We start from the raw sequence: 22388 nt of genomic DNA on the forward strand, positions 1-22388 counted from the left end.
GCAAGCTTGAAACTGAAATGAAATTTAAACTACTCATCCTTTTTCTTACATATTCTGTATTCTCTTATTCCCAATGCTTTGATTGTGGGCATAGTTTAGGCGGTCATGTTGAGGATTATGTCGTCGATATTGATAAAGCATCAGATGGTATTGTTCTTACTTTTAACCCGCAACAAGGTTGGGGAAGATCAATTTATAAATATGACTTTAATTGTAATTTAATTTGGTCTAATGATTTTACTCCTGATACTGGCTCAACAGATAATATGGGCTTTTATAATACAACGGTTGACGAGGACAACAACATCTATTCAGTAGTAGGAAATAATAGAGGAGGCGTTGTTGTTGACGGATTTAGTATTGAAAGGGGAAACAGCTTAATAAAGCTAAACTCCAGTGGGAATATACAATGGGTTAGAAAAATAAGTGATGAAAGGTATCTTCCACGTCAAGTGCACATATGGAATAATAATGTTTTTGTGGTAGGTCAATTGGACGAGGCAATTAATACCAATATTGGTTTAACTGTTGCAAGTGGCTCTAGAAGTCAATACTTTATTGCTAAATTTGATGCTTCTGGAAACCTAATAGATGCTCAACAGTATGGAGCAGAGTCTAATGAAACACTTCATGATTCGCAAATTGATGAAAACGGGAACATCTATTTTACTGGCTCAATCATACCAGTTTCACATTCCGAAAACATTAAAACTTATTTGAATAAAGTAGATTCAAACTTAGGGTTGATTTGGTCCAGAGAAATGTCCAACAACCAACCAACCAGAGTCTTTAAACCGATGACCCTTTACTATAACGAAAATAATCAAAAGCTCTATGTTTGGAGTAAATATTATATTAACGCTAGTTTTTATAGCAATAACATAGCTGTTAGCAATGGATGTGATACTGGAAGTGTTATAATGGAAATATCCAAAGACTCTGGTGATCTAGAAAATTATAAAGTCATTGATAATTGTGGTTTTTTACATTCAATATCGAACGGTATTGGTCATGTGGAACAAAGAAGTTTTATAACACATGAGGGATCTAACCTATATGTTTTATCTAGCTTCAGAGGAGAAATAACTATTGGCGGTGAAACTTTGACTACTACCCAAGACATTCACGGTGAACACAATTCTGATTTAATATTGTACAAAATCGATTTGACTAATTTTACGGAAGAACTCATACTAAGATCAACTGGAGAAAATTATTATCCATCTGCCGTCTACCGGGACCTTGCAGGCCCCATAGTTGCTGTCAATAATAGTATACATATAACGTCCTCTTTTATAAGTGTTCCTATAACTATTAATGATATTACCATAGTTAATAATAGCGGGAATAATGCTAGAGACGTTCTCTATTACAAACACAATCTAGATCAAACCAACACAGGTGGCTTAATAACATTTGAAAATACCTGTTTGTCTCAAACTACCGAGTTTTTAATTGGAGGCGATTTCGATTCTGTATTGTGGGATTTTGATGATCCAACTTCAGGTTTAGATAACACTTCTACATTAACTGATCCTAGCCATACTTTTACAAGCTCAGGCATCTATAATGTCTCCGCTATGGTTACCTGTGGAGTTGAAACAGAAATAATTGAAGTTGAGGTTGTTATATCATCAAATCCTACAGTTAATCAAATTGATAATTTGCATGGTTGCGAAGACAGTTTTAGAAGCCAAATATCCAGTACTTTTGACACATCTACTGTAGAAAGTGATTTAATTGGAAATCAATCAGACTTAACAATTAAATACTTTAATTCTAATGGAATTGAATTACCAAGCCCATTACCAAATCCAATGTCTAATTCTGTTCTTGGGCAAGAAACTATTACAGCTTGGGTAGCATATAATAACAATTTGACTTGTTTTACAGAAATAACTTTTGACTTAATAGTTGATCCTTTACCAGAAATTAATAGTATTAATAATATTTATGCTTGTGATGATGATTATGATGGTATAACTGAATTTGACATTAGTAACCTTGAAACTATTATTTCAGATAATCAATCTGGAATGATAATAGAATTTTTCTACGAAAATGGTCAACAATTATCTAATCCATTACCTAATACAATTCAAAATATAGTTCTAAATCAAGAAACTATTACCGCAAGAATAACCGACCCAAATTCTAATTGTTATAATGAAAGTTCTTTTAATTTAATAGTAAACCCCTTACCTGAAGCAAATCCACTTGAAATTATATATGGCTGTGACGATAATAATGACGGAATTTCAGAATATTTTGACACCTCTAATATTGAAAGTCAGGTCTTGAATGGACAAACAGGAATGTCGGTAAGTTATTTTGATCTAACTGGCAATGAATTACCAAACCCTTTGCCAAATCCTTATACAAACTCTGATGCTTTCAATGAACTAATAACCGTAAGGGTTACGGATAACAATTCAACTTGTTATGCAGAAACAACTTTACAATTGCAAACTGTAACACAGCCAAACATAAATCAACCTAATAATTTGTATTCATGTGATCAAGGCAATGGTTATGCCGAATTTAACACATCGATAATAGAACAACAACTTATTGGAAATCAAACAGGTTTAACTATCAAGTACTTTGATTACAATAATAATCCTCTTCCAAGTCCTCTACCCACACTATTCCAAAATACAGAACCTTTTTCTCAAACCATAAGTATTATAGTTGAAGATGCCTTGAATCCAATTTGTTATTCTGAAACATCATTCGATTTAATTGTAAACGAGTTACCTGTAATTAACCTAGAAGATAAATATTTCATTTGTAATTTAGAACCATCCATTTCATTGAACATAGATTCTGGCTATAATTCATATAATTGGCTATTTGAAGATGGAACTCAAATTTCTAGTGCAAATAGTGCAGAAATAACAGAAGAAGGCAGTTATACTTTAACCGTTACGCAAATTAAGAATGGTATAACTTGTGAAAACTCATTTGAATTTAGTCTTACTCGTTCTGTTTTACCTGACATACAACAGGTGAGTTTTGGAGAGTTGGGTAATAATTATATTGAAATTATAGCATCTGGAGATGGGAATCTTGAATACTCTATTGACGGAATAAATTACCGAGACAATAATTATTTCTCAAATATTCAAGGTGGAACCTATACAGTATTTGTGAGAGATAAAGATGGTTGCGGACAAGATTCAGAAGAAGTTACAGTAATTGATTACCCAAAGTTTTTTACACCAAATAACGATGGTTATAATGATTTTTGGCAAATTAAAGGTATAGTCAATTTTCCTAATTCAGAGACCTTAATTTTTGGCAGGTACGGAAAGCTATTAGCTAGAATATCATCAAATGATTTAGGTTGGAATGGACTTTATAATGGTAAACAATTGATGTCAAATGATTATTGGTTTAGAACAGACCTTGGTAATGGTCGAACTTTTTCCGGACATTTTTCTTTGAAAAGATAAAAAGCCAGTTGCCAACATTATATAAAAATAATAGCGGTTTAATCGCTTAAACGAAAATGAACTTTATCGTCAAACAACAGTAACAAACTGAAAAGAAAAGGCAAAAAAATCCGCTACTATTCTTATACGTTACCGTTGTGGTGCATTTTGACAGACATTTCGCTTAAATCAAATTTTACTTTTGAAATTCCAAAAAACAATTTATTTTTGTATCTAAGTGGATACACTTTTAAATGATTATTACAGAAAAAACAGTTGAATTTGATAAGTGGATTAGAAAACTCAAAGGTATTCGAGCAAAGGCAAAAATCCTCTTCCGAATTCAGAAACTTGAAACCGACGAACATTTCGGAGACTGTAAACCTGTTGGAGACGGAATTAGCGAAATGCGGATAAACTACGCAAAAGGTTACAGAGTGTATTTCAAAGAAAAAGAAAAGGAAAACAAAATCATTGTCCTTTTAATTGGTGGAAACAAATCCAGTCAACAAAATGACATCAAAAAAGCAAAAGAAATCTGGAACCGAATAAAAAATGATTGAAATGGGAACAACAAAATTTGATATAGCCGACTATTTAGACAGTGAAGAAATGATTGCTGAATATCTGAATACTGTTCTCGAAGACGGAGACAGTTCAGATTTAATAATAGCAATCGGACACATTGCAAAAGCAATCGGAATGAGCAAAATAGCGGAGAAAACCGGAATGAGCAGACCAAGTCTTTACAAAGCATTATCAGACGGGGCCAAACCACAGTTCGGGACAATAATGAAAGTGCTGAGAGCCATCGGCGGACAGATTAACGTGAAGCCAATGTCGGCATAAAAAGTAAAAAAACGACATCATAACAAAGATGGCTATAAAGCATAGGCCTAACCAACCAAACCGTCTCTACGCTTCATAGCCGAAACCGTTGGCGTGCATTAAAGCGGAACGTTAAAAAACACTTCAAAACTTTCAAAAAGTTATCTTTTAAGTTAACTTTGTGATATGATTAGAAAAATAATTTTCTTTGAAAATCATTTCATTGAATTTTATCAAAAACAAAACGCTAAAGTAAAAGGAAAAATTCAGTACGCTTTTGAACTGGTTAAACAAGTGGAAAGAGTACCTGAAAAATTCCTAAAGCATTTGACTGGAACAGACGGACTTTATGAAATCCGAGTTGAATACCAATCAAATATTTATCGAATATTTTGCTGTTTTGATGAAGGTAAACTAGTAGTACTTTTCAATGGTTTCCAAAAGAAAACTCAAAAAACACCTAAAAAAGAACTTGAAAAGGCTCAAAAATTGATGAAATCGTATTTTGAACAAAAAGACAAAAGAAATGGACAAGTATAAAAACATAACGGATTTCGAGCAACTAATTGAACTTGAACACGGAAAAATTGGAACTGAAAGCAGAAATAAATATGAGGAAAATGCTCAAATGTTTATTATTTCCGAAATGCTAAAAGAGGCTCGAAAAGAAGCAAAAATGACCCAAGAACAATTAGCGGAAAAAGCAGGAACAAAAAAGAGTTACATCTCGAAATTGGAAAACGCCAAAGGGAATATTCAGTTATCGACTTTGATTCGAATTTTCGAACAGGGACTGAATAGACGAATCGGACTGACATTTTTATAAAAATAACAACACGCCAACAAAGACGGCTATAATTCATTGTGGTTTTATGCGTTACCAAAGTGAGTTTTGTAAATTACGGCTGGATTTCTAAGCGGAATAATCCTCACTTGCTAGCGCGCCAACTCGCCCACTGCTTCGCAAACGCCGTCACAACGAAATCATAGCCGTGACCGTTAGGCAACATTTGAGAGATATGAAAAAAAAATTAATCACAATATCTAAAATTATATTAGGTATTTTATCAATAATTATTCCTTTTATAGCACTTGTTTATCCAGCTGATAAAATTATACAAATACACCAGTACGACCAATTAAAATGGTTTGCTTTGTTAATTTGTTTATTAGGGTTCTATATTTCTGGATTAATTAACAGAAAAACGCCTCTTAAATATATTCCTTTGTTATACATCTCTCTACTTTTATTTATTCCTATGAGATGTTTTTATTTCCCTCTCATTTATTTTCTTTTTTTGTTTGCTTCAATTAGTTTACTATTAACCCGAAAGGAATTTAGCTTTAAAATTAAATGGTCTTCATTAATACTAATGATTGGACTATTCATATATTTTTTGTTTTCACAACCTTTAATTATACGACTAGGAAAAGGTTATAAGATGGATCAATATGGAAATTTGATAAATGGAAAGACAATTTGGAATTTTTCAGCTAAAAAAAACAACTTACTGCCAGAGTCAGTTTTTTTAGATACTAGTAATAAACCTTTAGATTTAAAGACTTTCAAAAATAAAACATTATACATTTCATTTTGGGCAACATGGTGCGGACCTTGCCGTGAAGAAAAACCTAAACTTGAAAAATTAAAAAACCATTTTAAAAGCAATCAAGATATAGTTTTTATTGATATTTCTGTTGATGGAGATAGAGATAAATGGAAAAAGCATATTGAATCAAATAAGCCTTCAGGTATTCAACTAATTTCAAAAGATTATGCAAAAACCAGAAACTTATTTGAGTTATCTGGAATATCAGCACATTTAGTTGTTAATTCAAATTGGAAGTTTGCAAAAGCCAGAGCTATTCCAAGTGCCTACCCTTTACTTTCTGACACTATATCTCTTGACAATTTCATAAATAGAAAACTATCGAAAAAAGATACTAATTCTTTTAGCATTAAAAATTTCAGAACAGTAAGATATGTTGAATTAGATTCCACAAAAACTGTCTATTATACTACTGATGGAAAAAACAGATTATTAACTTCTCAAATAAATGCTATGCTAGACACTTTGCGAAAAATGAGAAAACCAAATTTCGTGAATCTACAAATTGAAAAAGAACCTATTCTAAATAAAGATTCAATTATTCATAAAGTTGGTATTAATATAAGTAATGTAGAAGATATAGAAATGAACCAAACAAACGAATAGCAAACCTAGTTTGTTTCGTTAAATATACTAACAATGGTAGCCGCGGCACAAGCCCCTAAAACCCGAAAACGTAGATCGGTATAAGCCCTTTTGCGAGGGCTTTCTTAGTATATAGCTGCTCTGGTCTTGCCAAAAAAGGAGGGTCGAAAAGCCCCAAAACGGCTTTTATCGGGTCTTTTATGGCGAAAAAGTCAAAAGACAGGGACTTAGCCCCGTTCTTGGCTTTTTTCATGGTATATTTCAACAGTTTTTTCAGATTGTAGGCAGTGGTGGCCATATGCATGCATTTGTTGGCCTACCCTATGCCCAAAGTATAGATCTTGCCCATACCCATGAACTGGGCCAGGGTGCCCGGAACGGGTTCCACCGTGCTTTGCTTTTTGGCCTTCATATAACTCCCCAATGGGCTGTTGACCCGTTTGTTGTTGCGTTCGTATTCCCCGCGGTAATAGGTAACGCCGAACTTCTTCTCCTGTGCGCTCTTGCCAAGGCATCGGGCCCTGACCGGGCAATCGACGCAGACATGCTTCCTTGCACGGTATTCCTTCTTCTTGGTACCGGTCCGATAATCCCCTATTACCTTGGTAAATGGAACCACCTTTCCTTGGGGACATAGGCAATGGTCTTCACCTTTGACATACACAAAACCTTCCGGGCCGCCCTTGTAGGTGCCGTGGGGAGGGATCAAGCTCTTCAGGCCAAGTTGTTCCAACAAAACGTAGTTCTCCCCGCCGCCGTAACCCGTATCGGCGACAACGTTCTCCCACACCGGACCTTCCCGCCAAAGCCTCCTGCCTACCCGGCCTACCATATCGGGCAAATGTTGCCTGGACTTTTACGGACAACTTTGAATGGGCGGAAGGTTACCGAGCACGCTTTGGTTTGGTTTATGTAGATTTTGAAACCCAAAAAAGAACTGTTAAGAAATCCGGTGAATGGTTCAAGCCCTTTTTAAAACAATGAGGGGTTTCTTTTAAAAGAACCATTCAATTTATAGTTGTGTTTCCTTTGTATAATTCATACCAATAGAAGAGAAAAGCCTCATCACTAAGTTCTATATTGCATTATTCGGATTTAAATATATACTGGTAAACGATCATTTTTTTAAGGCAAGGTACCGATCATTTATGGCTATGATTGTGAAAATGCTGTTCTTTCCTGATTCCAACCGCCTTAAAACCATATATAATCAATAAAACCAATGCAATAAAAACCAAAATGGTACCTAGATATAGTGCCGAACTGGCTATATAATTATAAGAGCCTTCATTTAAAACGGCACCTAAAATCCCGGACAGCACATAAAAACCGGTAGCGGCATAAAGGAGTACGGAAGCCCGTGTCAATAAACCCAATTGTGCTATTTTTTGATCTGAAATCCTATGTTGGAAAGGTGTACATTTTGCCTCCAATATTTTTCCTATTTCACCACTCAAAGTCATCATTTGATTGGTTGTGGACAATATAAGCATTCCAAGACCGGGCAATATTGTAATAGGTAGGTACCACTCCTGCATAATCCAAAGTTTAATTGATCGCTGCTTCAGTTCGTTTTATATAAAACCCTCTCCAAACCTTTCAAAATGACAGGTGTATCCGTTAGGGATTCTCACCAAATAATCCTGATGCTCCGGTTCTGCGGGCCAGAAAGTGGTAAATGGCTCCAAAGTAGTCACTACCTTTCCTTCCCATTTATTGGAATCGTCCACTATTGTAATCATTTCCCGGGCTTCGTTTTTTTCCTCTTCATTTTGAAAAAAAATGGCGGACCGGTAACTAGATCCCCTATCATTGCCCTGCCGGTCTATCGTTGTTGGATTATGTATCCTGAAAAAATAGTCTAAAATTTGTTTAAAGGAAACCTCTTCGGGCTTATATGTTAATTCGATACCTTCCGCATGGCCCGGGTGGTTTCTGTAGGTAGGATAATCGTTTTCCCCTCCTAGATAACCTACTTCCGTATCTATAATTCCCGGTCTCGCCCGAAAAAGGTCTTCCATTCCCCAAAAACAACCTCCCGCTATATATGCTTTTTTATAATTTCCCATATGCCTTATTATCTTTTTTGTTGGATGTGATCTCTACGTATTTTAAAAAATGTATTACTTTTTGTTCCGGCATTTCACAGGGTTTCAACCGATCGCCGGATTGCGTCATATAATAATTGAGACTAATAAAATCATTGCCCCCTAATTCTTTCGCAAAAAGTTTGAAACTTTTTCCATGGTTAAAATCGGTTCTGGTAACGCCATATTTTTTGTCATTGTAAACGGCCATGGAATAACCCACCGGAAACTGTTTTATATATTCTAATATCATATCGCTTTTAAAAATGTGATGGCCGCCTCCGGGTTTAAATGAAAATCCGAGAACACCACATTGTTATGCTTATCTATAAAAATAAACCAAGGTGTTCCCCCGGTTTGATAATTGGTCATAATATTGGACTGTAACTTACCGTGGTGTTCATCATCATGCCCAAACGGAATTTCCAACCTGTATTTGTTCTGAGCTTTTACCATTTCTTCATAGGTGTTGGCATGATGGCCCTCAAAAACGGTCTGTACGGCTAAAAAGACGATGTTTTCATTGTCCTTTAACGCATTTACCATTTGCTTTAAATCTGGAAAACCCTTGCTATGGCAACCAGAACACCAACTTTGAAAACAGAAAAGCACTTTGAATTTTCCCTCAAAATCGGACAATTTGATCGGTTCGGTCCGGTTTCCCCTGGCATCTACCCATTGTTTTATATTAAGTTCCGATGCTTTTACGGCCCGATTCCCTTTTCCTTTATCTGACACTTTTCAACTCTTGTTATTTTAAATAGCCCCTAATACCATAACTGGCCAAAACACCCTCTCCCGTTGCCGCTGCCACTTGCGCTATGGCACCTTCCCTACAATCCCCTGCCGCAAAGATTCCTTTTACATTGGTTTCCGCCAAGCCCGTGGTCCGTATAAAACCTCTTTCGTCCAGGGCGATTATACCCTTAAAAGCATTTGTATTGGGTATTAGACCTATGAATATAAATACCCCGTCCGCTTCCAGAACAGATGCTTCATCCGTGCCGTTATCCTTTATTTTTAAACCTTTAAAGTTTTCGTTTTCATCTGAAATGAATGTCAGTGCCGTCTTGTTCATATAGGTCGAAACATTGTCCAAGGTCTTTAGTTTTTCAACATAGGTCTCGGAAGCACTGAATTTTTCGGAGCGATGTACAATTTTTACGCTCTTACAGAAGCCGGCTAAAAAAATACCTTCTTCCAATGCGGAATTTCCACCACCTACTACAATAATATCCCTATCCCTATAAAAAGCACCATCGCAAGTGGCACAAAAATGTATGCCCGATCCAATAAGGTCGTCCTCGTTTGGAATACCCAATTTTCTATAGGTCGAACCTGTGGAAAGTACAATAGTCTTTCCCAGAAACGAATTGCCTTTGGTCCTTACCGAAAATAGATCTTCCTGTTTTTCTATTCCCACAACTTCTTCACCCGTTTTAATTACGGCACCATAGGTTTTAGCCTGTTCTTCCATTTTGTCCATTAACTTTGGACCGGAAATAGATTGAAACCCGGGGTAATTTTCAATTTTTTCCGTTAGAAACGCATTTCCGCCAATGGTGGATTTTTCCAATATCAAGGTATCGAACCGGTCTCTTTGCGCATAGATAGCGGTCGTTAACCCTGCCGCTCCCCCACCAATAATGATGGTATCGAAAATTCTGTGTTCTTTCTCAACATTTATGGACAGCAACTCGGTCAACACCAAATTATCGGGATTGGTATGGGGTACACCATCGATCAATAGCGTAGGAATAATACGTTTTCCATTATTGATCTCTTCTACTTTTTGAGTGGCCCAATCGTGTTTGTCTACATCTATAAACTGAAAATTAATGGAATTATCCCGTAAAAAACTTTTGGCCCTTCTACAATCCGGGCACCAATCCGCTCCAAAAAGCTGTACCCTTCCAACATCGTTTATTCCCAGTATGGATGCCAATTTACCATTATCCGGATTGGTGTACGATTTGCCTTCGATGATGACAGTGGGAATAATACGTTTTCCATTATTTATGACTTCCACCCTTGCCGTTGCCTCTTTATCCAAATCTACATCTATGAACGTAAAAGCCACATTGTTCTCTTTTAAATACGTCTTGGCCCTTCTGCAATCCGGACACCAATCCGCCCCGTAAAAAATTATTTCGATCATTTTTAAATTTTAGTCGTTAGATTATACTATACTATCAAAAGAGGAGATTATTGCCCTCATTGTTTATGTATTTTATAAGCGTGATCGTTAAGTTACTATTTCCTGTGAATATAAACCTAAATATGGAAGGAACAATAACCCAAATTCTTACTGGAAAAAGGTCAAAATAGAGAACTCCTTCATATCCGTACCTTAATCACCGCTGACGTTGCCAGCTATCAAAAAAGTGCAGGAAGTTCAAGGGAAAAATTGTCGTTGGACCCATAATCAGGCACCTTAAAAAACAGTTCTTCGCCAAAACTTAATGCACTAAAACAGTGATTCGGGGAACAAAGCGTGTACTACTCTATGGCCAAAATCGGAATCTCGCTATTTACCGTAAGCTCTCTTGTTAAACTTCCACTGGATGGGATACTTATTTTGCTATGGTTTCGAGGAAGTATCGATATAAGATCAATATTGTTTTTGATCGCAAATGAAAAAACACCCTCGACCAAATCCTCATTCTTTATCAAAGTATGGTCTTTGTAAAAGTTTTCTAGGTAATATTGAAGCATATCTTCATTCTTCTCATCCACCTCGGAATAGCCATAGGTATCCCCTTCCTTTTCAATGGTCAATACATGTACTTTGGCATTAAATCTTCTTGCTATTTCCAATAAGGACGACAAGATCGAGGAATCTTCAATTTTATCCGGCCCCAATACCAATGCGATGTTCTCCAGCTTAAACCCTTTATTACCATGCGGTACTACAAGCACCGGACAGTCCGCTTCCAGCACCAATTCAGAAGTATGGGTGTTGGCATTATCAAAATGTTTTATTCCCGAAGTTCCCATAATGATCAAATCAACATTTTTGGTTTCCCTAATTTTAAGTATGGATGCGTTTAGGGACCCTTCTTGCACCACCCAGGACATGGGCAACTCCAGATTGTTTATATAAAGTGCCTGTTTTTTGTCAAATGCCGATTTTAAGTCCTCCATATCCCGGGCCTCCGTAACATAGCACAGCATAATTTCAATATCGTTTCGATTGCCTACAAAGCCTACGGCATATTCCAAGCCTTCTTTGGCTACTTCCGAAAAATCAAAGGGAACCAATATTCTAAATATTTTATCCATAACCGTTCTTTTATTTTAATTAATGCATCATCTTTATTATGCCATCGGGTGTAATCCTGATTCTTTCAACCTTTATCGAATAAATCGATTCACATAGAGAGAACCAGTGTATGCACGCATAAAGCATTTAACTCCATACAAATTTTTAGAGGTTGACTTCTTTGTGTTAAAATTAGCATTGAAACCGACAAAAAAATATGATCGATGTCAGGTTTTGCAGATAAATCGCCTATCCCTGTTCAACGCAAGGGAACGTATAAAAAAGGGTAGCATGCCCAATGGGCCCGACCATTACTTCATTACAAAGGATTGCCCCGTACTTTGGAGTACCGAAAACCAAAATTCACTTTCCAAATCAATTTTTTTTCGCGTGTTGACTACTTCTGAAATGGGCAGGTATACGAACTTACCATTGACCATACCTATTACAAATCTGGTTTTTCCCGCCATGGCCCCATGAACGGCATGGTACGCCAACCTACTACAAAATATACTATCGCTGGCATTAGCGGGCGCACTCCTGATGATATAGCTTGGATCTATATATTTTATAGTGATTTCTTGATCGATGGTTTTAAAATATTCCGATATCCCGTCTTTTAGAAACACCCCTATATCTTGATGCTTAGTGTTGCCCGATGCATCTTTGACCGTATTATCGGTATCCTGGAACAAATGTTGTCCAGCTCCTTCGGCAACCACGATTACTGCATGATGTTTATGGTCCAATCTTTGTTTTAATGCCTGTAAAAGTCCATTCTCCCCTTCTAAGGCAAAGTCCATTTCAGGAACCAGCACAAAATTCACTACGGGCATGGACATAGCTGCGGAGGCCGCTATAAAGCCACTGTCCCTCCCCATAAATTTAACAAGGGCAATACCGTTATAGGCTCCGGTAGCTTCATTATGTGCGTCACGCAATATGGGTGCCGCCACATCAAATGAAGTCTCAAAACCAAATGATTTATCTATAAGGTCTATATCATTGTCAATGGTTTTGGGGATACCCGCCACACAGATATTCAGGCCCCGTTTTTCTATTTCCCTACCAATAGCATCCATTCCTTTTAAAGTGCCATCACCGCCTATGGTAAAAAGTATATCGATTTTATTGTCCACTAAAGTATCTACCATTACTTCTACGTCTTGTGCCCCTCTTGAAGACCCCAAAAGGGTTCCTCCAAATTCATGGATGTCTTTTACACGATCCGGTGTAAGCCTAATGAACTCCCTTCCCTTATTTGGGTTAAGCCCTTCATAACCATAAGGAATTCCAATAATATCATCTATTCCATAGAAATAGTGCAATGCCATTACAATACTTCGAATAACATTATTTATGCCGGGACATAGCCCTCCACAGGTAACGATCGCCGCTTTGGTCCTGTTTGGGTCAAAAAAAATTTTTTTTCTAGGGCCGGCCTTTTCCAAACATAAAGGTTGTTCATTTTTGGCAAGGCAATGGTTAAAATCATCCAAGGATAAATTAAACAGAATACGATCGTTATCCGGAATAAAATTAAAAATATGATCCCCTTTTACCGTGCTAAGATCAAGAGGAGATACTACGGATGCTTTTCCAATTGTCGGTATCGTAAAATTCTTTATCATCTTTTTGTTCATATAGACCATTGACCGGACCCTTGGGCCACATATTAAATTTAAGCATTCACCTTATTGGCCAGGGCAAAACTTTGTCTCGCAATTTCCAGCTCTTCGTTCGTAGGAATTACAAAAACCCTCACCTTACCCGAACCATCGCTAATATCCCTTAAATCCTTTTTGTTCTCATTGTTCTTTTCCGTGTCCAATAGAATACCAAAGCAATCCAGATCTTTACATATCAATCTTCTTAAAGTAGCGGAGTTCTCCCCTATTCCGGCCGTAAACACGATCGCATCCAACCCCGAGAGAGCCGCCATATACGCTCCTATATATTTTTGCACCCTGTAGGCGGCCAACTCCAGTGCCAAAATACAATCACGATCTCCTGCTTTGGCTTTTTGTTCTATCTCCCTAACATCCGAGTGGCCGGTAAGTCCCAAAAAGCCACTTTGTTTTTGCAATAGCTCATTGACTTCCTTTACGGAAAACCCCAGGGTCTCTACCAGATAAAAGATTACGGATTGGTCGATATCGCCACAGCGCGTACCCATGACCAGACCGTTAGAAGGTCCAAACCCAAGGGAATGGTCTATACTACGCCCATCTTTTACGGCCGTTATACTACACCCGTTTCCCAAATGCACGGTTATTATCTTACTGTTACTTTTTTGCAAATGAACGATTGCTTTTTCAGCTACGTATTTGTGGCTGGTACCATGAAATCCATAGGTCCTGATTTTATGCTTTTGGGATATTTTTTTGGATATGGCATAGGTATATGCCTTTTCGGGCAATGAATGGTGAAAGGCCGTATCAAAAACAGCGATCTGCACCGCACTTGTAAATACGTTCATGGCAACTTTGATGCCTTCCGCATTGGCAGGATTATGAAGAGGTGCCAAAAAAGATAAGGTCTCTATTTCCCGTAAAACATCGGCATTTATTTCCGTAGGGCTATTAAACTTACTCCCCCCGTGGACTACCCGATGTCCTACCACATGAATATCCGATACAGAGGAAAGCAATTTGTTCCCAGAATCCAAAAGTAGCTTGGAAATTAGTTCCAAACCCATTTTGTGATCGTCTATCCGCATCTCCTCCCTGAACGATTCCCGATCACTTTCACAACTAAAGCTGCCGTTTTCTAACCCGATACGGTCCAACAGTCCTTTACAGACCACTTTTTCCTCGGGCATTTTTATGAGTTGAAATTTGATGGAAGAGCTTCCGGAATTGATGACCAAAATATTCATTGAATCAAGATTTATAGCGTATTATTGGCCTTGGGCCTGTATGGCGGTCACGATGACCGTGTTAATAATATCTTCTACCGTACAGCCACGGCTTAAATCGTTTACGGGTTTATTGAGACCTTGTAATATAGGGCCAATAGCCAATGCTCCCGTTTCTCTTTGAACCGCTTTATAGGTATTGTTGCCCGTATTAAGGTCCGGAAAAATAAGTACAGATGCCTGTCCGGCCACTTTTGAGCCGGGCAATTTACTTTTCCCCACATGTGGATCAACGGCGGCATCATATTGAATGGGGCCTTCTATATTAAGGTCGCTGCGCTTTTCCCTTACTATTGTGGTCGCCTCTCTCACACGGTCCACATCCGCACCAATACCCGAGGTGCCGGACGAGTATGAAAGCATAGCTATTTTAGGTTCTATACCAAAGGCATTTGCCGAATCTGCCGAAGCAATAGCTATTTCTGCCAGTTCGGCCGCGGAAGGGTTAGGGTTAATGGCACAATCGCCAAAAATACACACTCGGCTCTCCAAACACATAAAGAAAATAGAGGAGACAATAGAACTGTCCGGTCTTGTCTTTATAAATTGAAGTGCGGGCCTAATGGTATGTTGGGTGGTATGCGCCGCTCCGGAAACCATCCCATCCGCATGACCTTTATGCACCATCATGGTCCCAAAGTATGATACATCGTGCATCATATCCCTTGCCGTATCCATATTCATACCCTTGTGTTTCCGGAGGTTATAAAGTGTTTCCGCATAGTTTTCAAAATGTTCGGAAGAACTCGGATCCGTTATTTCGATTCCGTCCAAAAGAATATTTTCCCTGAACGCAATTTTTTCAATGTTCTTTTTAATACCCAATAGAGTGACCTCTACAATTCCGGTCAGATTAGCTGCGGCCCTCAACACCCGTAAATCCTCGCCTTCAGGCAATACAATTCTCTTTTTTATCCGCTGTGCGCGTTGCAACAACATATATTGAAACATTTTGGGCGTCATCACCTTGGGCTCGTAGGTTTTTAATCTTTCCAACAACCTATTCCCATTGATATGGGTATTGAACAGTTCTATGGAAGTCTTTATTTTTCCTTTATTGTTCGCATAAATTTTCGATTTTATATTCCCCACGGTGTTCGTGGTCTCGAATGTGCCTTGTTTAACCGATAAAATAGGGATGTTCGGCCTAAAACCTTCTAATATTTTCATAATGGATTCTTCGGGCAGAATACCACCGGTAAGCAAAATTCCCGAAATAACAGGATAATTATCGGAAAGGTTAGCCTGTAATACCCCCAAGAGTATATCCGAACGGTCACCCGGTGTAATGACCAAACCGTTGGTACTTAAATGTTTTAAATAATTGCCCAATTGCATGGCCCCTACACTAAAACTACCGGTTTGATTATTCAGGTAAGCAGCACCAAAAAGAACTTCCGCCCCTAGTTCGTTCTTTATTTCCATCATGGTAGGATGGGATAACTCTTTATGCCTTGGCACGGCATATATCTCGGTCTCTCCATCCAATTCCTTAGAGAGTTCGGCAATAATGACATCCGTATTCTCCGGTCTGGTCTTATTTGCCACCACTCCCAGCACGTTTAATCCTTTATCCCGGTAGGAACGGACCGCGGATTCCACATCACCACAAAAATCACGTAATGTTTTTCCTTTTGCATTATCTACCAAAATAACAGGGCTGCCAAGGTTTTTGGCGATATCCATATTCAAATCCAGTTCTATGACATTGCTCTCCCTGTAAAAATCGCTTCCCTCGATCAGAATAAAATCAAAGCGTTTTTCCAAAAGTTTATACGCATCGATAATTCTATCCAGAATTTCGCTCCTTTTCCCCTCATTGTACAATTCCAGGACTTCGCTCTGGGACAACGCATACGATTCCACAATGGGGATATCAAGGTTAAAATGACCGAGAACCGTTTCTATATGATTGTCCGTCCCCTCTGAATTTACCTGTTCTATAACAGGTCTAAAGTATCCCACCTTGCCCATTTTTCCCAAAAGCAGTTCCATAATACCTAAAACTACCAAGGATTTTCCGCTATGGGCCTCTAAAGTGGCTACAAAAAGTGATTTTACCATATTAAAATATAATTATAAAAGTGAGATACTTTAAATCTGCTATACAATTTAAGGTTGTCCCGTTACATATGATCCAGGACCTGATGTGCATCGATCAACGGACCACCGTGCATAATTTCATTGGAAGCCTGATCAATAAATTTATCAAAATTCAAGTGAAAGGAATGTGCTAGCTGTATGGCTTTGCTAATATATGCCCCTTTTTGCAACCATGTATTCATGGGGTCCAGGATCTCAGTAGGCACATTATGGCAATATTTTGGCATGTATAACCCAAAAATCGGATGTTCTTCATAATCAACATCGTTCAATGCGCCTTTCATGGCCTCAGTGATCATGGCACGTGTATAACGCAATTTTATTCTTGAACCTACACCATAGGGCCCTCCGGACCATCCTGTATTCACCAACCAGACATTAACACCGGCCTCGGTCATCTTTTTGCTTAACATCTCTGCATATACGGTGGGGTGCAAAGGCATAAACGGCTCCCCGAAACATGCCGAAAAAGAAGGTACGGGCTCTGTAATACCAGCTTCCGTACCGGCCACTTTCGCCGTATAACCGGATATAAAATGATACGCTGCCTGACCCGGTCTTAATTTTGATATTGGAGGTAATACCCCAAATGCATCACAGGTCAAAAAGAAGATATTCTTTGGGTTCTCGGCATAGGAAGGTGTGGCAATATTATCTATATGGTGTATGGGATAACTCACCCTGGTATTTTGGGTAATCGAAGTATTGGTATAATCCACTTCTTTGGTTCCTTCCTTAAAGACGATATTTTCCAGCATGGCACCGGGCCTAATGGCCCTGTAAATGTCCGGTTCTTTTTCTTCCGTTAGATCGATTACTTTGGCATAACACCCTCCTTCAAAGTTAAAGATGGTATTTTCGGCCGTCCATCCGTGTTCATCATCACCGATCAACTTCCGGGCAGGGTCGGCGGACAACGTGGTCTTACCGGTACCGGACAAGCCAAAGAAAATTGCGGTTTCCCCGTCTTCCCCCACGTTGGCAGAGCAATGCATGGGCAATACATTCCGTTCTACCGGCAAGATAAGGTTCAAAGCGGAAAAAATACCTTTCTTCATTTCCCCCGCGTACGCAGAACCGCCTACCAAAGCAACTTTTCTTGTAAAATCCAAAATAGAAAAATTACCTTGACGTATACCAAAAGCTTTAGGTTCCGAAGCCTCATAACCGGGAGCGCAAAGGACAAGCCAATCTTCTGAAAATTCAGCAAATTCCGAATCGCCCAAACGCAAAAACATATTGTTTACGAAATAGTTGGACCATGGATACTCGGTAATCGTCCTGACATTCAAACGATATTCTGGTGCGGCACCAACGTATCCGTCGTGTATATATATTTCTTTTTCGGAAAGATAGTTTACGACCTCATCGTACAACTTCTGAAAATTGTCCGGATCCAAAGCCTTGTTCGTACGGTTCCAAAATACTTTGTCCCTGGTATAATCGTCCTTGACCAGAAACCGGTCTTTGGGCGATCTACCCGTAAATTTTCCTGTATTAATGCATAGCGTACCATTTTCAGTTGCCGTACCCATGCCTTTCTCTATGGTCATCCTTTGCAAAGTTTCCGCATCTAGGTTCCAATGAATGGTCGCATCTTTTATTCCATATCTTTCAAGATTGGAATTGGCCGGCTTTCTCGATAAAACTTCCATAACATTTCAATTTTCTGGTTAATATTCAATAAGGCCATATTAATGGCACTAAAAATACTGTCGCAATAAAAAACAGGAGAAGCAATGGCCCTCCGACCTTTACATAGTCCATAAATTTATATCCTCCCGCCGCCATCACCATGGCATTGGTCGTAGTCCCTACCGGGGTTAAAAATGCCGTTGATGCGGAGACCGCAACAACGATCATAAACGGCTTTGGTGATACGCCCAACGAAGTGGCGGCGATCAGGGCTATGGGAGCCATCAGAACAGCAGTGGCCGAATTATTAATGGTCTGGCTGAATGCCGTTGTCAACAAAAAAATACCGCCTAAGAGCATGGTAGGATCAATTGCGCCCAAGTACGTGACAAGGTTATTGGCCGCCCATTGTGCAACACCCGTTTTTTGTAGGGCCACTCCCATGGGGATCATAGCCGCGATCATTACCACACTCGTCCAACTTATCCCTTTATATGCTTTGGTAATAGGCACGCATCCCGTTAGCATTAATAATCCTGCACAGACCAGGGCGGCTATTGCACCGGGCGTTATTTTTAAAACCAGCAGCAAGATCATGAGTACCAAGGTACCTAGGGCAATATATGATCGGGGTGTAAGTTCATCCACATTTTTGGCCATAGATTCCGGACTACCCGAGATGACCACATGTTCATATTCTTTCTGCAGGTCTTCTATGGCATTCCAAGACCCTCTAATAATAAAAGCATCACCCGGTCTTATAGTCACTTCCATATCTTTCAACGGCCCATTGTCCCGGGATACCCCCAAAAGCTGGATGCTATTTTTATCCAAATATGCCCCAAGAGGAACCTTGCGTCCGACAAAAGCGGAATTTGGGGTAATGATCATTTGGGAAAGTCCTACTTCCTGATTGATCAATTCTTCCTTTAATTCCGTATCCGTATGCTCAAAAGGAATAACGCCCAATTTATATTTTAACATCATGGCGTCTGCCGCTTTGGCTTCACCTTTGACCGTAATGATATCGTGATATCGCATTTCGGTCCGTGGCTCGGGAAACTCTACAAATGCGGGTATGCCTTTGAGCTTATTGGGGCGTCTCCGCCTTAGTCTTACAATGGTTACTTTATGGTCTTCCTCAAAATTCCAATCGCCTATTTTCGTATTGATCAATGGGGACATGGAACGAATTCGGAACCTGTAAACATTATCCCCAATGCTATAGTCCTCTATCCATTTGTGCATTTCGGAATCAATATTGACGGGACGATCCTTAGTCTGGTTTAACGGCAGAAGCTTATAGCCGAAATATCTAAAATACACCAGGGCTATAAGCAACAACGGAATTCCGATAAGCCCGAATTCAAAAAAAGAAAATCCTTCCAATCCCGATTCTATCAATGCATTACTGGCGATAATATTGGGAGGGGTCCCCGTTAATGTGAGCAACCCGCCCGTATTGGAACCAAAAGCTATGGGCATGAGTAATTTTGAGGGCAAGGTAGCAGCGTTCCAGGCAGCGGAAACCGTAACGGGCAACAAAGCCGCCACCGTACCCGTATTACTCACAAACCCCGAAAGTACACTAGATCCCATAGTAACGATAATCAATAATCTTGGCACGCTATTTCCTGCCCATTCAACAAACTTCTTACCCGCCAATGCGGTCCACCCCGTTCTTGAAAGTCCTTCCCCGATTATAAAGAGTGCCGCTATCATGATTACCGTAGGATTGCTAAAGCCGCTTAATGTTTCACTTAAATCCAGAACACCGGTCAAATAAAGGGTCAACATGGATAAGATCGCTACCACATCCGGCGGATACTTTCCCCAAATAAAAAGTAGTATGGTAACCAGTAAAACAATAGATACTATAAACAAGGTTCAAGGGTTTAATGGTTATTATTCAATAGTGAGTACAGGTATTTTTGCACGCAACACTAATTCTTTAGTAAGCAAACCATCCGACGGGACATCATGTTTTATATGATTTCTGGGAAGGATTGCGATCATATCTATATTATGCTCATCGGCATAGGAGAAAACACCCTCCACAATGTCCGGGTTTTCGATAAATGTGTGCTCACTATAAAAATTTTCCAAGTAATACATGAGCGTATTCTCGTTTTTTTCATCATTCTGGGAATACCCAAATATTCCGGATGTATTTTGAACCGTTAATACGTGTACTTTGGCATTGAACTTTTGAGAAATGCCCAAAAGGGTATTTAAGGACTTTGGGGAATCTATCTCATCTTTGCCCAAAACCAAACTTATGTTCTTCAAAGCCTTTTTTTTGGAATTTTCAGGAACTACCAGAACTGGGCAATTTGCACGCTCCACCAACCTTGAGGTCTGGGAATCATCATTATCCCCGGATAAGCCCGAAGTACCCATGATAATCAAATCTACCTCCTTTTCCCGTTGCGCCTCTATTACGATATCCGTAACCGTTCCGTCCCAACCAATAGCCCAGGTCAAAGGAATCTTAAGTTTATCTTTATATGCTTCGCAAAGGCCATCATAAGTTTCGCGCATCTTATTATGATCGGGATTATCCGATATATGTATAAGATCGATCTTTATGGCTTCATCTCCAACAAAGTCGACCGTATAATCCAACGCTTGTTTTGCGCTTTGGGAAAAATCATAGGGTACTAGTATTTTAGAAATGGAATTCATGACGATTTGTATTTAGGGTTTTTACGAGTTTCTTCAAAGGTATTATGGTCTTTATCCGAAAAACATGACATCTATCATGTTCTTTATTTATGTATATGAATTGATTTTTTTTTTAGTGTTTAACAACAGGGGTCTAACCTAAATGGGTAAATGGCAGGGGTGTTGTCCGTGTTTTCTCAATTCATCCTATAATAAACATCACAAAACCCCAGGTAGGATATAAGATTTGACAACCCTCGAGGTAATCATTGACCCGAAAGAATAGAACACTCAAAAAAAATTGTCGGACAACCTGTTATTTATCATGTTTTAATACATCAACATTTTAAAAACTTGCATCGGGTTTCAAAACATAGCCCCGATAATGAAACATAATAATCCAACGCCTTTTTATAGTTGTTCCGGACTTGCATCTTTTATTAGAAATACCTTTATGATCTTATTTGTTTTGAGTTCCGGTTTAAACCATTCCCAGCAAGAGCAAGAGAGTTTGCCAGGTTCTTGGTTGGTAGTTTCGGGTACCCATAAGATATCCGATAGACTCAGCATACCTACAGTGGGTATTTTAAGACACTATACGTTGTTCAATCAATATGAATTCGCATTTTTTAGAACGGGCCTAACCTATCGGGTCAATAAAAAAACTCTGGCCACCGCAGGGATAGCGTATCTAAATGCCGAATCCCATCTTAGGGACATCCCGGCCCGGACGACAGAACAATTCTGGATCTATGAAGAGGTGGTTTTTCTTGCACAAATGGAAAAAATAGCTCTTTCTAATAGAATACGATTAGAAACCAGGTGGATCGATACAGTAGAAGGCACCTTATTAAATAATCGCATTAGGTACAGGTTACAAGGCACGTATGCCATAAACCATCGTATTTATGCAAAGACGTTCAATGAATTCTTTTTGAATCTTAAGCCCCCTTATTTTAATCAAAATAGACTTTTTGTCGGGTTCGGTTATCGCTTTGCAAAAAACGTGCAGGGAGAAATTGGATACCTTAAAAACCAGTTTAAAACAGCTAGTTATGACCGGGTAAGGTTGGCCCTCATTTTTAAGGTCAATTTCACAAACCCAAAAAGCGACAGACCAAAATCCGCTCACAAGTAACAGTAACACAATCCTATTAGGGAAAAACCTCCACAATAAATCATATATCACTGAATTCCAACCATATAACATGATAAATATCATGTTTAATGTCTCTTTCTGATTGTAACTTTATTTTATTGATA

General features: G+C 38.8%; 21 protein-coding genes and 1 pseudogene. 8 read left to right on the top strand and 14 right to left on the bottom strand.

Annotation, left to right across the window (positions count from 1 at the left end; translation table 11 throughout):
• Positions 1-17: 17 nt before the first annotated feature.
• From ACKWB9_RS06835 to ACKWB9_RS06860, 6 genes are all read left to right on the top strand, one after another.
• Entirely contained in the window at positions 18-3455 is a 3438-nt protein-coding gene (locus ACKWB9_RS06835; RefSeq protein ID WP_414002262.1) for a T9SS type B sorting domain-containing protein, read from the top strand.
• 233 nt (positions 3456-3688) lie between these two features.
• Positions 3689-3997 (top strand): type II toxin-antitoxin system RelE/ParE family toxin, encoded by a 309-nt coding sequence (locus ACKWB9_RS06840; protein ID WP_414002263.1) that lies wholly within the window; start codon positions 3689-3691, stop codon positions 3995-3997.
• Between the two features lies 1 nt (position 3998).
• Positions 3999-4283 carry an addiction module antidote protein gene (locus tag ACKWB9_RS06845; RefSeq protein ID WP_414002264.1) on the top strand — a complete coding sequence of 95 codons (285 nt, stop codon included), beginning with the start codon at positions 3999-4001 and terminating at the stop codon, positions 4281-4283.
• 165 nt (positions 4284-4448) lie between these two features.
• Complete coding sequence (locus ACKWB9_RS06850) at positions 4449-4802, top strand: type II toxin-antitoxin system RelE/ParE family toxin (RefSeq protein ID WP_414002265.1); 354 nt, start codon at positions 4449-4451, stop codon at positions 4800-4802.
• Entirely contained in the window at positions 4789-5088 is a 300-nt protein-coding gene (locus ACKWB9_RS06855) for a helix-turn-helix domain-containing protein (RefSeq protein ID WP_414002266.1), read from the top strand. Before ACKWB9_RS06850 ends, ACKWB9_RS06855 begins: the two co-directional genes overlap by 14 nt.
• Before the next feature lie 193 nt (positions 5089-5281).
• Positions 5282-6478 (top strand): TlpA family protein disulfide reductase, encoded by a 1197-nt coding sequence (locus tag ACKWB9_RS06860; RefSeq protein WP_414002267.1) that lies wholly within the window; start codon positions 5282-5284, stop codon positions 6476-6478.
• A gap of 55 nt (positions 6479-6533) precedes the next feature.
• Here the strand turns inward: ACKWB9_RS06860 and ACKWB9_RS06865 are convergent, their stop codons facing one another.
• Both ACKWB9_RS06865 and ACKWB9_RS06870 read right to left on the bottom strand, forming a co-directional pair.
• Positions 6534-6710 carry a hypothetical protein gene (locus ACKWB9_RS06865; protein ID WP_414002268.1) on the bottom strand — a complete coding sequence of 59 codons (177 nt, stop codon included), beginning with the start codon at positions 6708-6710 and terminating at the stop codon, positions 6534-6536.
• A gap of 63 nt (positions 6711-6773) precedes the next feature.
• Complete coding sequence (locus ACKWB9_RS06870) at positions 6774-7166, bottom strand: transposase (protein WP_414002269.1); 393 nt, start codon at positions 7164-7166, stop codon at positions 6774-6776.
• A gap of 140 nt (positions 7167-7306) precedes the next feature.
• Between ACKWB9_RS06870 and ACKWB9_RS06875 the strand changes: the two are divergent.
• Positions 7307-7441 (top strand): annotated as a pseudogene (locus ACKWB9_RS06875) (family 1 glycosylhydrolase); the annotation flags it as partial.
• Between the two features lie 158 nt (positions 7442-7599).
• On the opposite strand, the gene ACKWB9_RS06880 reads toward ACKWB9_RS06875, so the two are convergent.
• The 12 genes from ACKWB9_RS06880 to ACKWB9_RS06935 form a co-directional block, all read right to left on the bottom strand.
• Complete coding sequence (locus ACKWB9_RS06880; protein WP_414002270.1) at positions 7600-7995, bottom strand: hypothetical protein; 396 nt, start codon at positions 7993-7995, stop codon at positions 7600-7602.
• A 36-nt stretch (positions 7996-8031) separates the two neighbouring features.
• Positions 8032-8526, bottom strand: a complete 495-nt coding sequence (gene msrA / locus ACKWB9_RS06885; protein WP_414002271.1) for a peptide-methionine (S)-S-oxide reductase MsrA — start codon at positions 8524-8526, stop codon at positions 8032-8034.
• On the bottom strand, positions 8513-8797 hold the full coding sequence (locus tag ACKWB9_RS06890; RefSeq protein WP_414002272.1) for a peptide methionine sulfoxide reductase: 285 nt from the start codon (positions 8795-8797) through the stop codon (positions 8513-8515). The genes msrA and ACKWB9_RS06890 overlap by 14 nt, the downstream gene beginning before the upstream one ends.
• Positions 8794-9282 (bottom strand): peroxiredoxin family protein, encoded by a 489-nt coding sequence (locus ACKWB9_RS06895; RefSeq protein ID WP_414002273.1) that lies wholly within the window; start codon positions 9280-9282, stop codon positions 8794-8796. Before ACKWB9_RS06895 ends, ACKWB9_RS06890 begins: the two co-directional genes overlap by 4 nt.
• 13 nt (positions 9283-9295) lie before the next feature.
• Positions 9296-10702, bottom strand: coding sequence for an FAD-dependent oxidoreductase (locus tag ACKWB9_RS06900; protein ID WP_414002274.1), 1407 nt, complete (start codon positions 10700-10702; stop codon positions 9296-9298).
• A gap of 341 nt (positions 10703-11043) precedes the next feature.
• Positions 11044-11826 (bottom strand): universal stress protein, encoded by a 783-nt coding sequence (locus tag ACKWB9_RS06905; protein ID WP_414002275.1) that lies wholly within the window; start codon positions 11824-11826, stop codon positions 11044-11046.
• Between the two features lie 291 nt (positions 11827-12117).
• On the bottom strand, positions 12118-13437 hold the full coding sequence (locus ACKWB9_RS06910; RefSeq protein ID WP_414002276.1) for an ATP-dependent 6-phosphofructokinase: 1320 nt from the start codon (positions 13435-13437) through the stop codon (positions 12118-12120).
• A gap of 50 nt (positions 13438-13487) precedes the next feature.
• Complete coding sequence (locus tag ACKWB9_RS06915) at positions 13488-14684, bottom strand: acetate/propionate family kinase (protein WP_414002277.1); 1197 nt, start codon at positions 14682-14684, stop codon at positions 13488-13490.
• A gap of 21 nt (positions 14685-14705) precedes the next feature.
• Complete coding sequence (pta, locus tag ACKWB9_RS06920) at positions 14706-16787, bottom strand: phosphate acetyltransferase (RefSeq protein ID WP_414002278.1); 2082 nt, start codon at positions 16785-16787, stop codon at positions 14706-14708.
• Between the two features lie 62 nt (positions 16788-16849).
• Positions 16850-18481, bottom strand: a complete 1632-nt coding sequence (gene pckA / locus ACKWB9_RS06925) for a phosphoenolpyruvate carboxykinase (ATP) (RefSeq protein ID WP_414002279.1) — start codon at positions 18479-18481, stop codon at positions 16850-16852.
• A 25-nt stretch (positions 18482-18506) separates the two neighbouring features.
• Complete coding sequence (locus ACKWB9_RS06930; protein WP_414002280.1) at positions 18507-20345, bottom strand: SLC13 family permease; 1839 nt, start codon at positions 20343-20345, stop codon at positions 18507-18509.
• 21 nt (positions 20346-20366) lie between these two features.
• The gene (locus tag ACKWB9_RS06935) at positions 20367-21146 is read right to left on the bottom strand and encodes a universal stress protein (RefSeq protein ID WP_414002281.1); all 780 of its coding nucleotides are present in this window, start codon (positions 21144-21146) and stop codon (positions 20367-20369) included.
• Between the two features lie 364 nt (positions 21147-21510).
• Here ACKWB9_RS06935 and ACKWB9_RS06940 point away from each other — a divergent pair, with 364 nt between their 5' ends.
• Positions 21511-22263: a DUF2490 domain-containing protein gene (locus ACKWB9_RS06940; protein WP_414002282.1), complete on the top strand. Its 753-nt coding sequence runs from the start codon at positions 21511-21513 to the stop codon at positions 22261-22263.
• Positions 22264-22388: the final 125 nt, after the last annotated feature.

Origin of the sequence: Maribacter spongiae (assembly GCF_047345125.1) — a bacterium.
Classification (GTDB): Bacteria; Bacteroidota; Bacteroidia; order Flavobacteriales; family Flavobacteriaceae; genus Maribacter.

Excerpts from the sequence above, each read along its gene's own strand:
- ACKWB9_RS06835 (WP_414002262.1), top strand. The coding sequence starts at position 18 with ATGAAATTTAAACTACTCATCCTTTTTCTTACATATTCTGTATTCTCT.
- ACKWB9_RS06840 (WP_414002263.1), top strand. The coding sequence starts at position 3,689 with ATGATTATTACAGAAAAAACAGTTGAATTTGATAAGTGGATTAGAAAA.
- ACKWB9_RS06845 (WP_414002264.1), top strand. The coding sequence starts at position 3,999 with ATGGGAACAACAAAATTTGATATAGCCGACTATTTAGACAGTGAAGAA.
- ACKWB9_RS06850 (WP_414002265.1), top strand. The coding sequence starts at position 4,449 with ATGATTAGAAAAATAATTTTCTTTGAAAATCATTTCATTGAATTTTAT.
- ACKWB9_RS06855 (WP_414002266.1), top strand. The coding sequence starts at position 4,789 with ATGGACAAGTATAAAAACATAACGGATTTCGAGCAACTAATTGAACTT.
- ACKWB9_RS06860 (WP_414002267.1), top strand. The coding sequence starts at position 5,282 with ATGAAAAAAAAATTAATCACAATATCTAAAATTATATTAGGTATTTTA.
- ACKWB9_RS06865 (WP_414002268.1), bottom strand. The coding sequence starts at position 6,710 with ATGAAAAAAGCCAAGAACGGGGCTAAGTCCCTGTCTTTTGACTTTTTC.
- ACKWB9_RS06880 (WP_414002270.1), bottom strand. The coding sequence starts at position 7,995 with ATGCAGGAGTGGTACCTACCTATTACAATATTGCCCGGTCTTGGAATG.
- msrA (WP_414002271.1), bottom strand. The coding sequence starts at position 8,526 with ATGGGAAATTATAAAAAAGCATATATAGCGGGAGGTTGTTTTTGGGGA.
- ACKWB9_RS06890 (WP_414002272.1), bottom strand. The coding sequence starts at position 8,797 with ATGATATTAGAATATATAAAACAGTTTCCGGTGGGTTATTCCATGGCC.
- ACKWB9_RS06900 (WP_414002274.1), bottom strand. The coding sequence starts at position 10,702 with ATGATCGAAATAATTTTTTACGGGGCGGATTGGTGTCCGGATTGCAGA.
- ACKWB9_RS06905 (WP_414002275.1), bottom strand. The coding sequence starts at position 11,826 with ATGGATAAAATATTTAGAATATTGGTTCCCTTTGATTTTTCGGAAGTA.
- ACKWB9_RS06910 (WP_414002276.1), bottom strand. The coding sequence starts at position 13,437 with ATGATAAAGAATTTTACGATACCGACAATTGGAAAAGCATCCGTAGTA.
- ACKWB9_RS06915 (WP_414002277.1), bottom strand. The coding sequence starts at position 14,684 with ATGAATATTTTGGTCATCAATTCCGGAAGCTCTTCCATCAAATTTCAA.
- pta (WP_414002278.1), bottom strand. The coding sequence starts at position 16,787 with ATGGTAAAATCACTTTTTGTAGCCACTTTAGAGGCCCATAGCGGAAAA.
- pckA (WP_414002279.1), bottom strand. The coding sequence starts at position 18,481 with ATGGAAGTTTTATCGAGAAAGCCGGCCAATTCCAATCTTGAAAGATAT.
- ACKWB9_RS06935 (WP_414002281.1), bottom strand. The coding sequence starts at position 21,146 with ATGAATTCCATTTCTAAAATACTAGTACCCTATGATTTTTCCCAAAGC.
- ACKWB9_RS06940 (WP_414002282.1), top strand. The coding sequence starts at position 21,511 with ATGAAACATAATAATCCAACGCCTTTTTATAGTTGTTCCGGACTTGCA.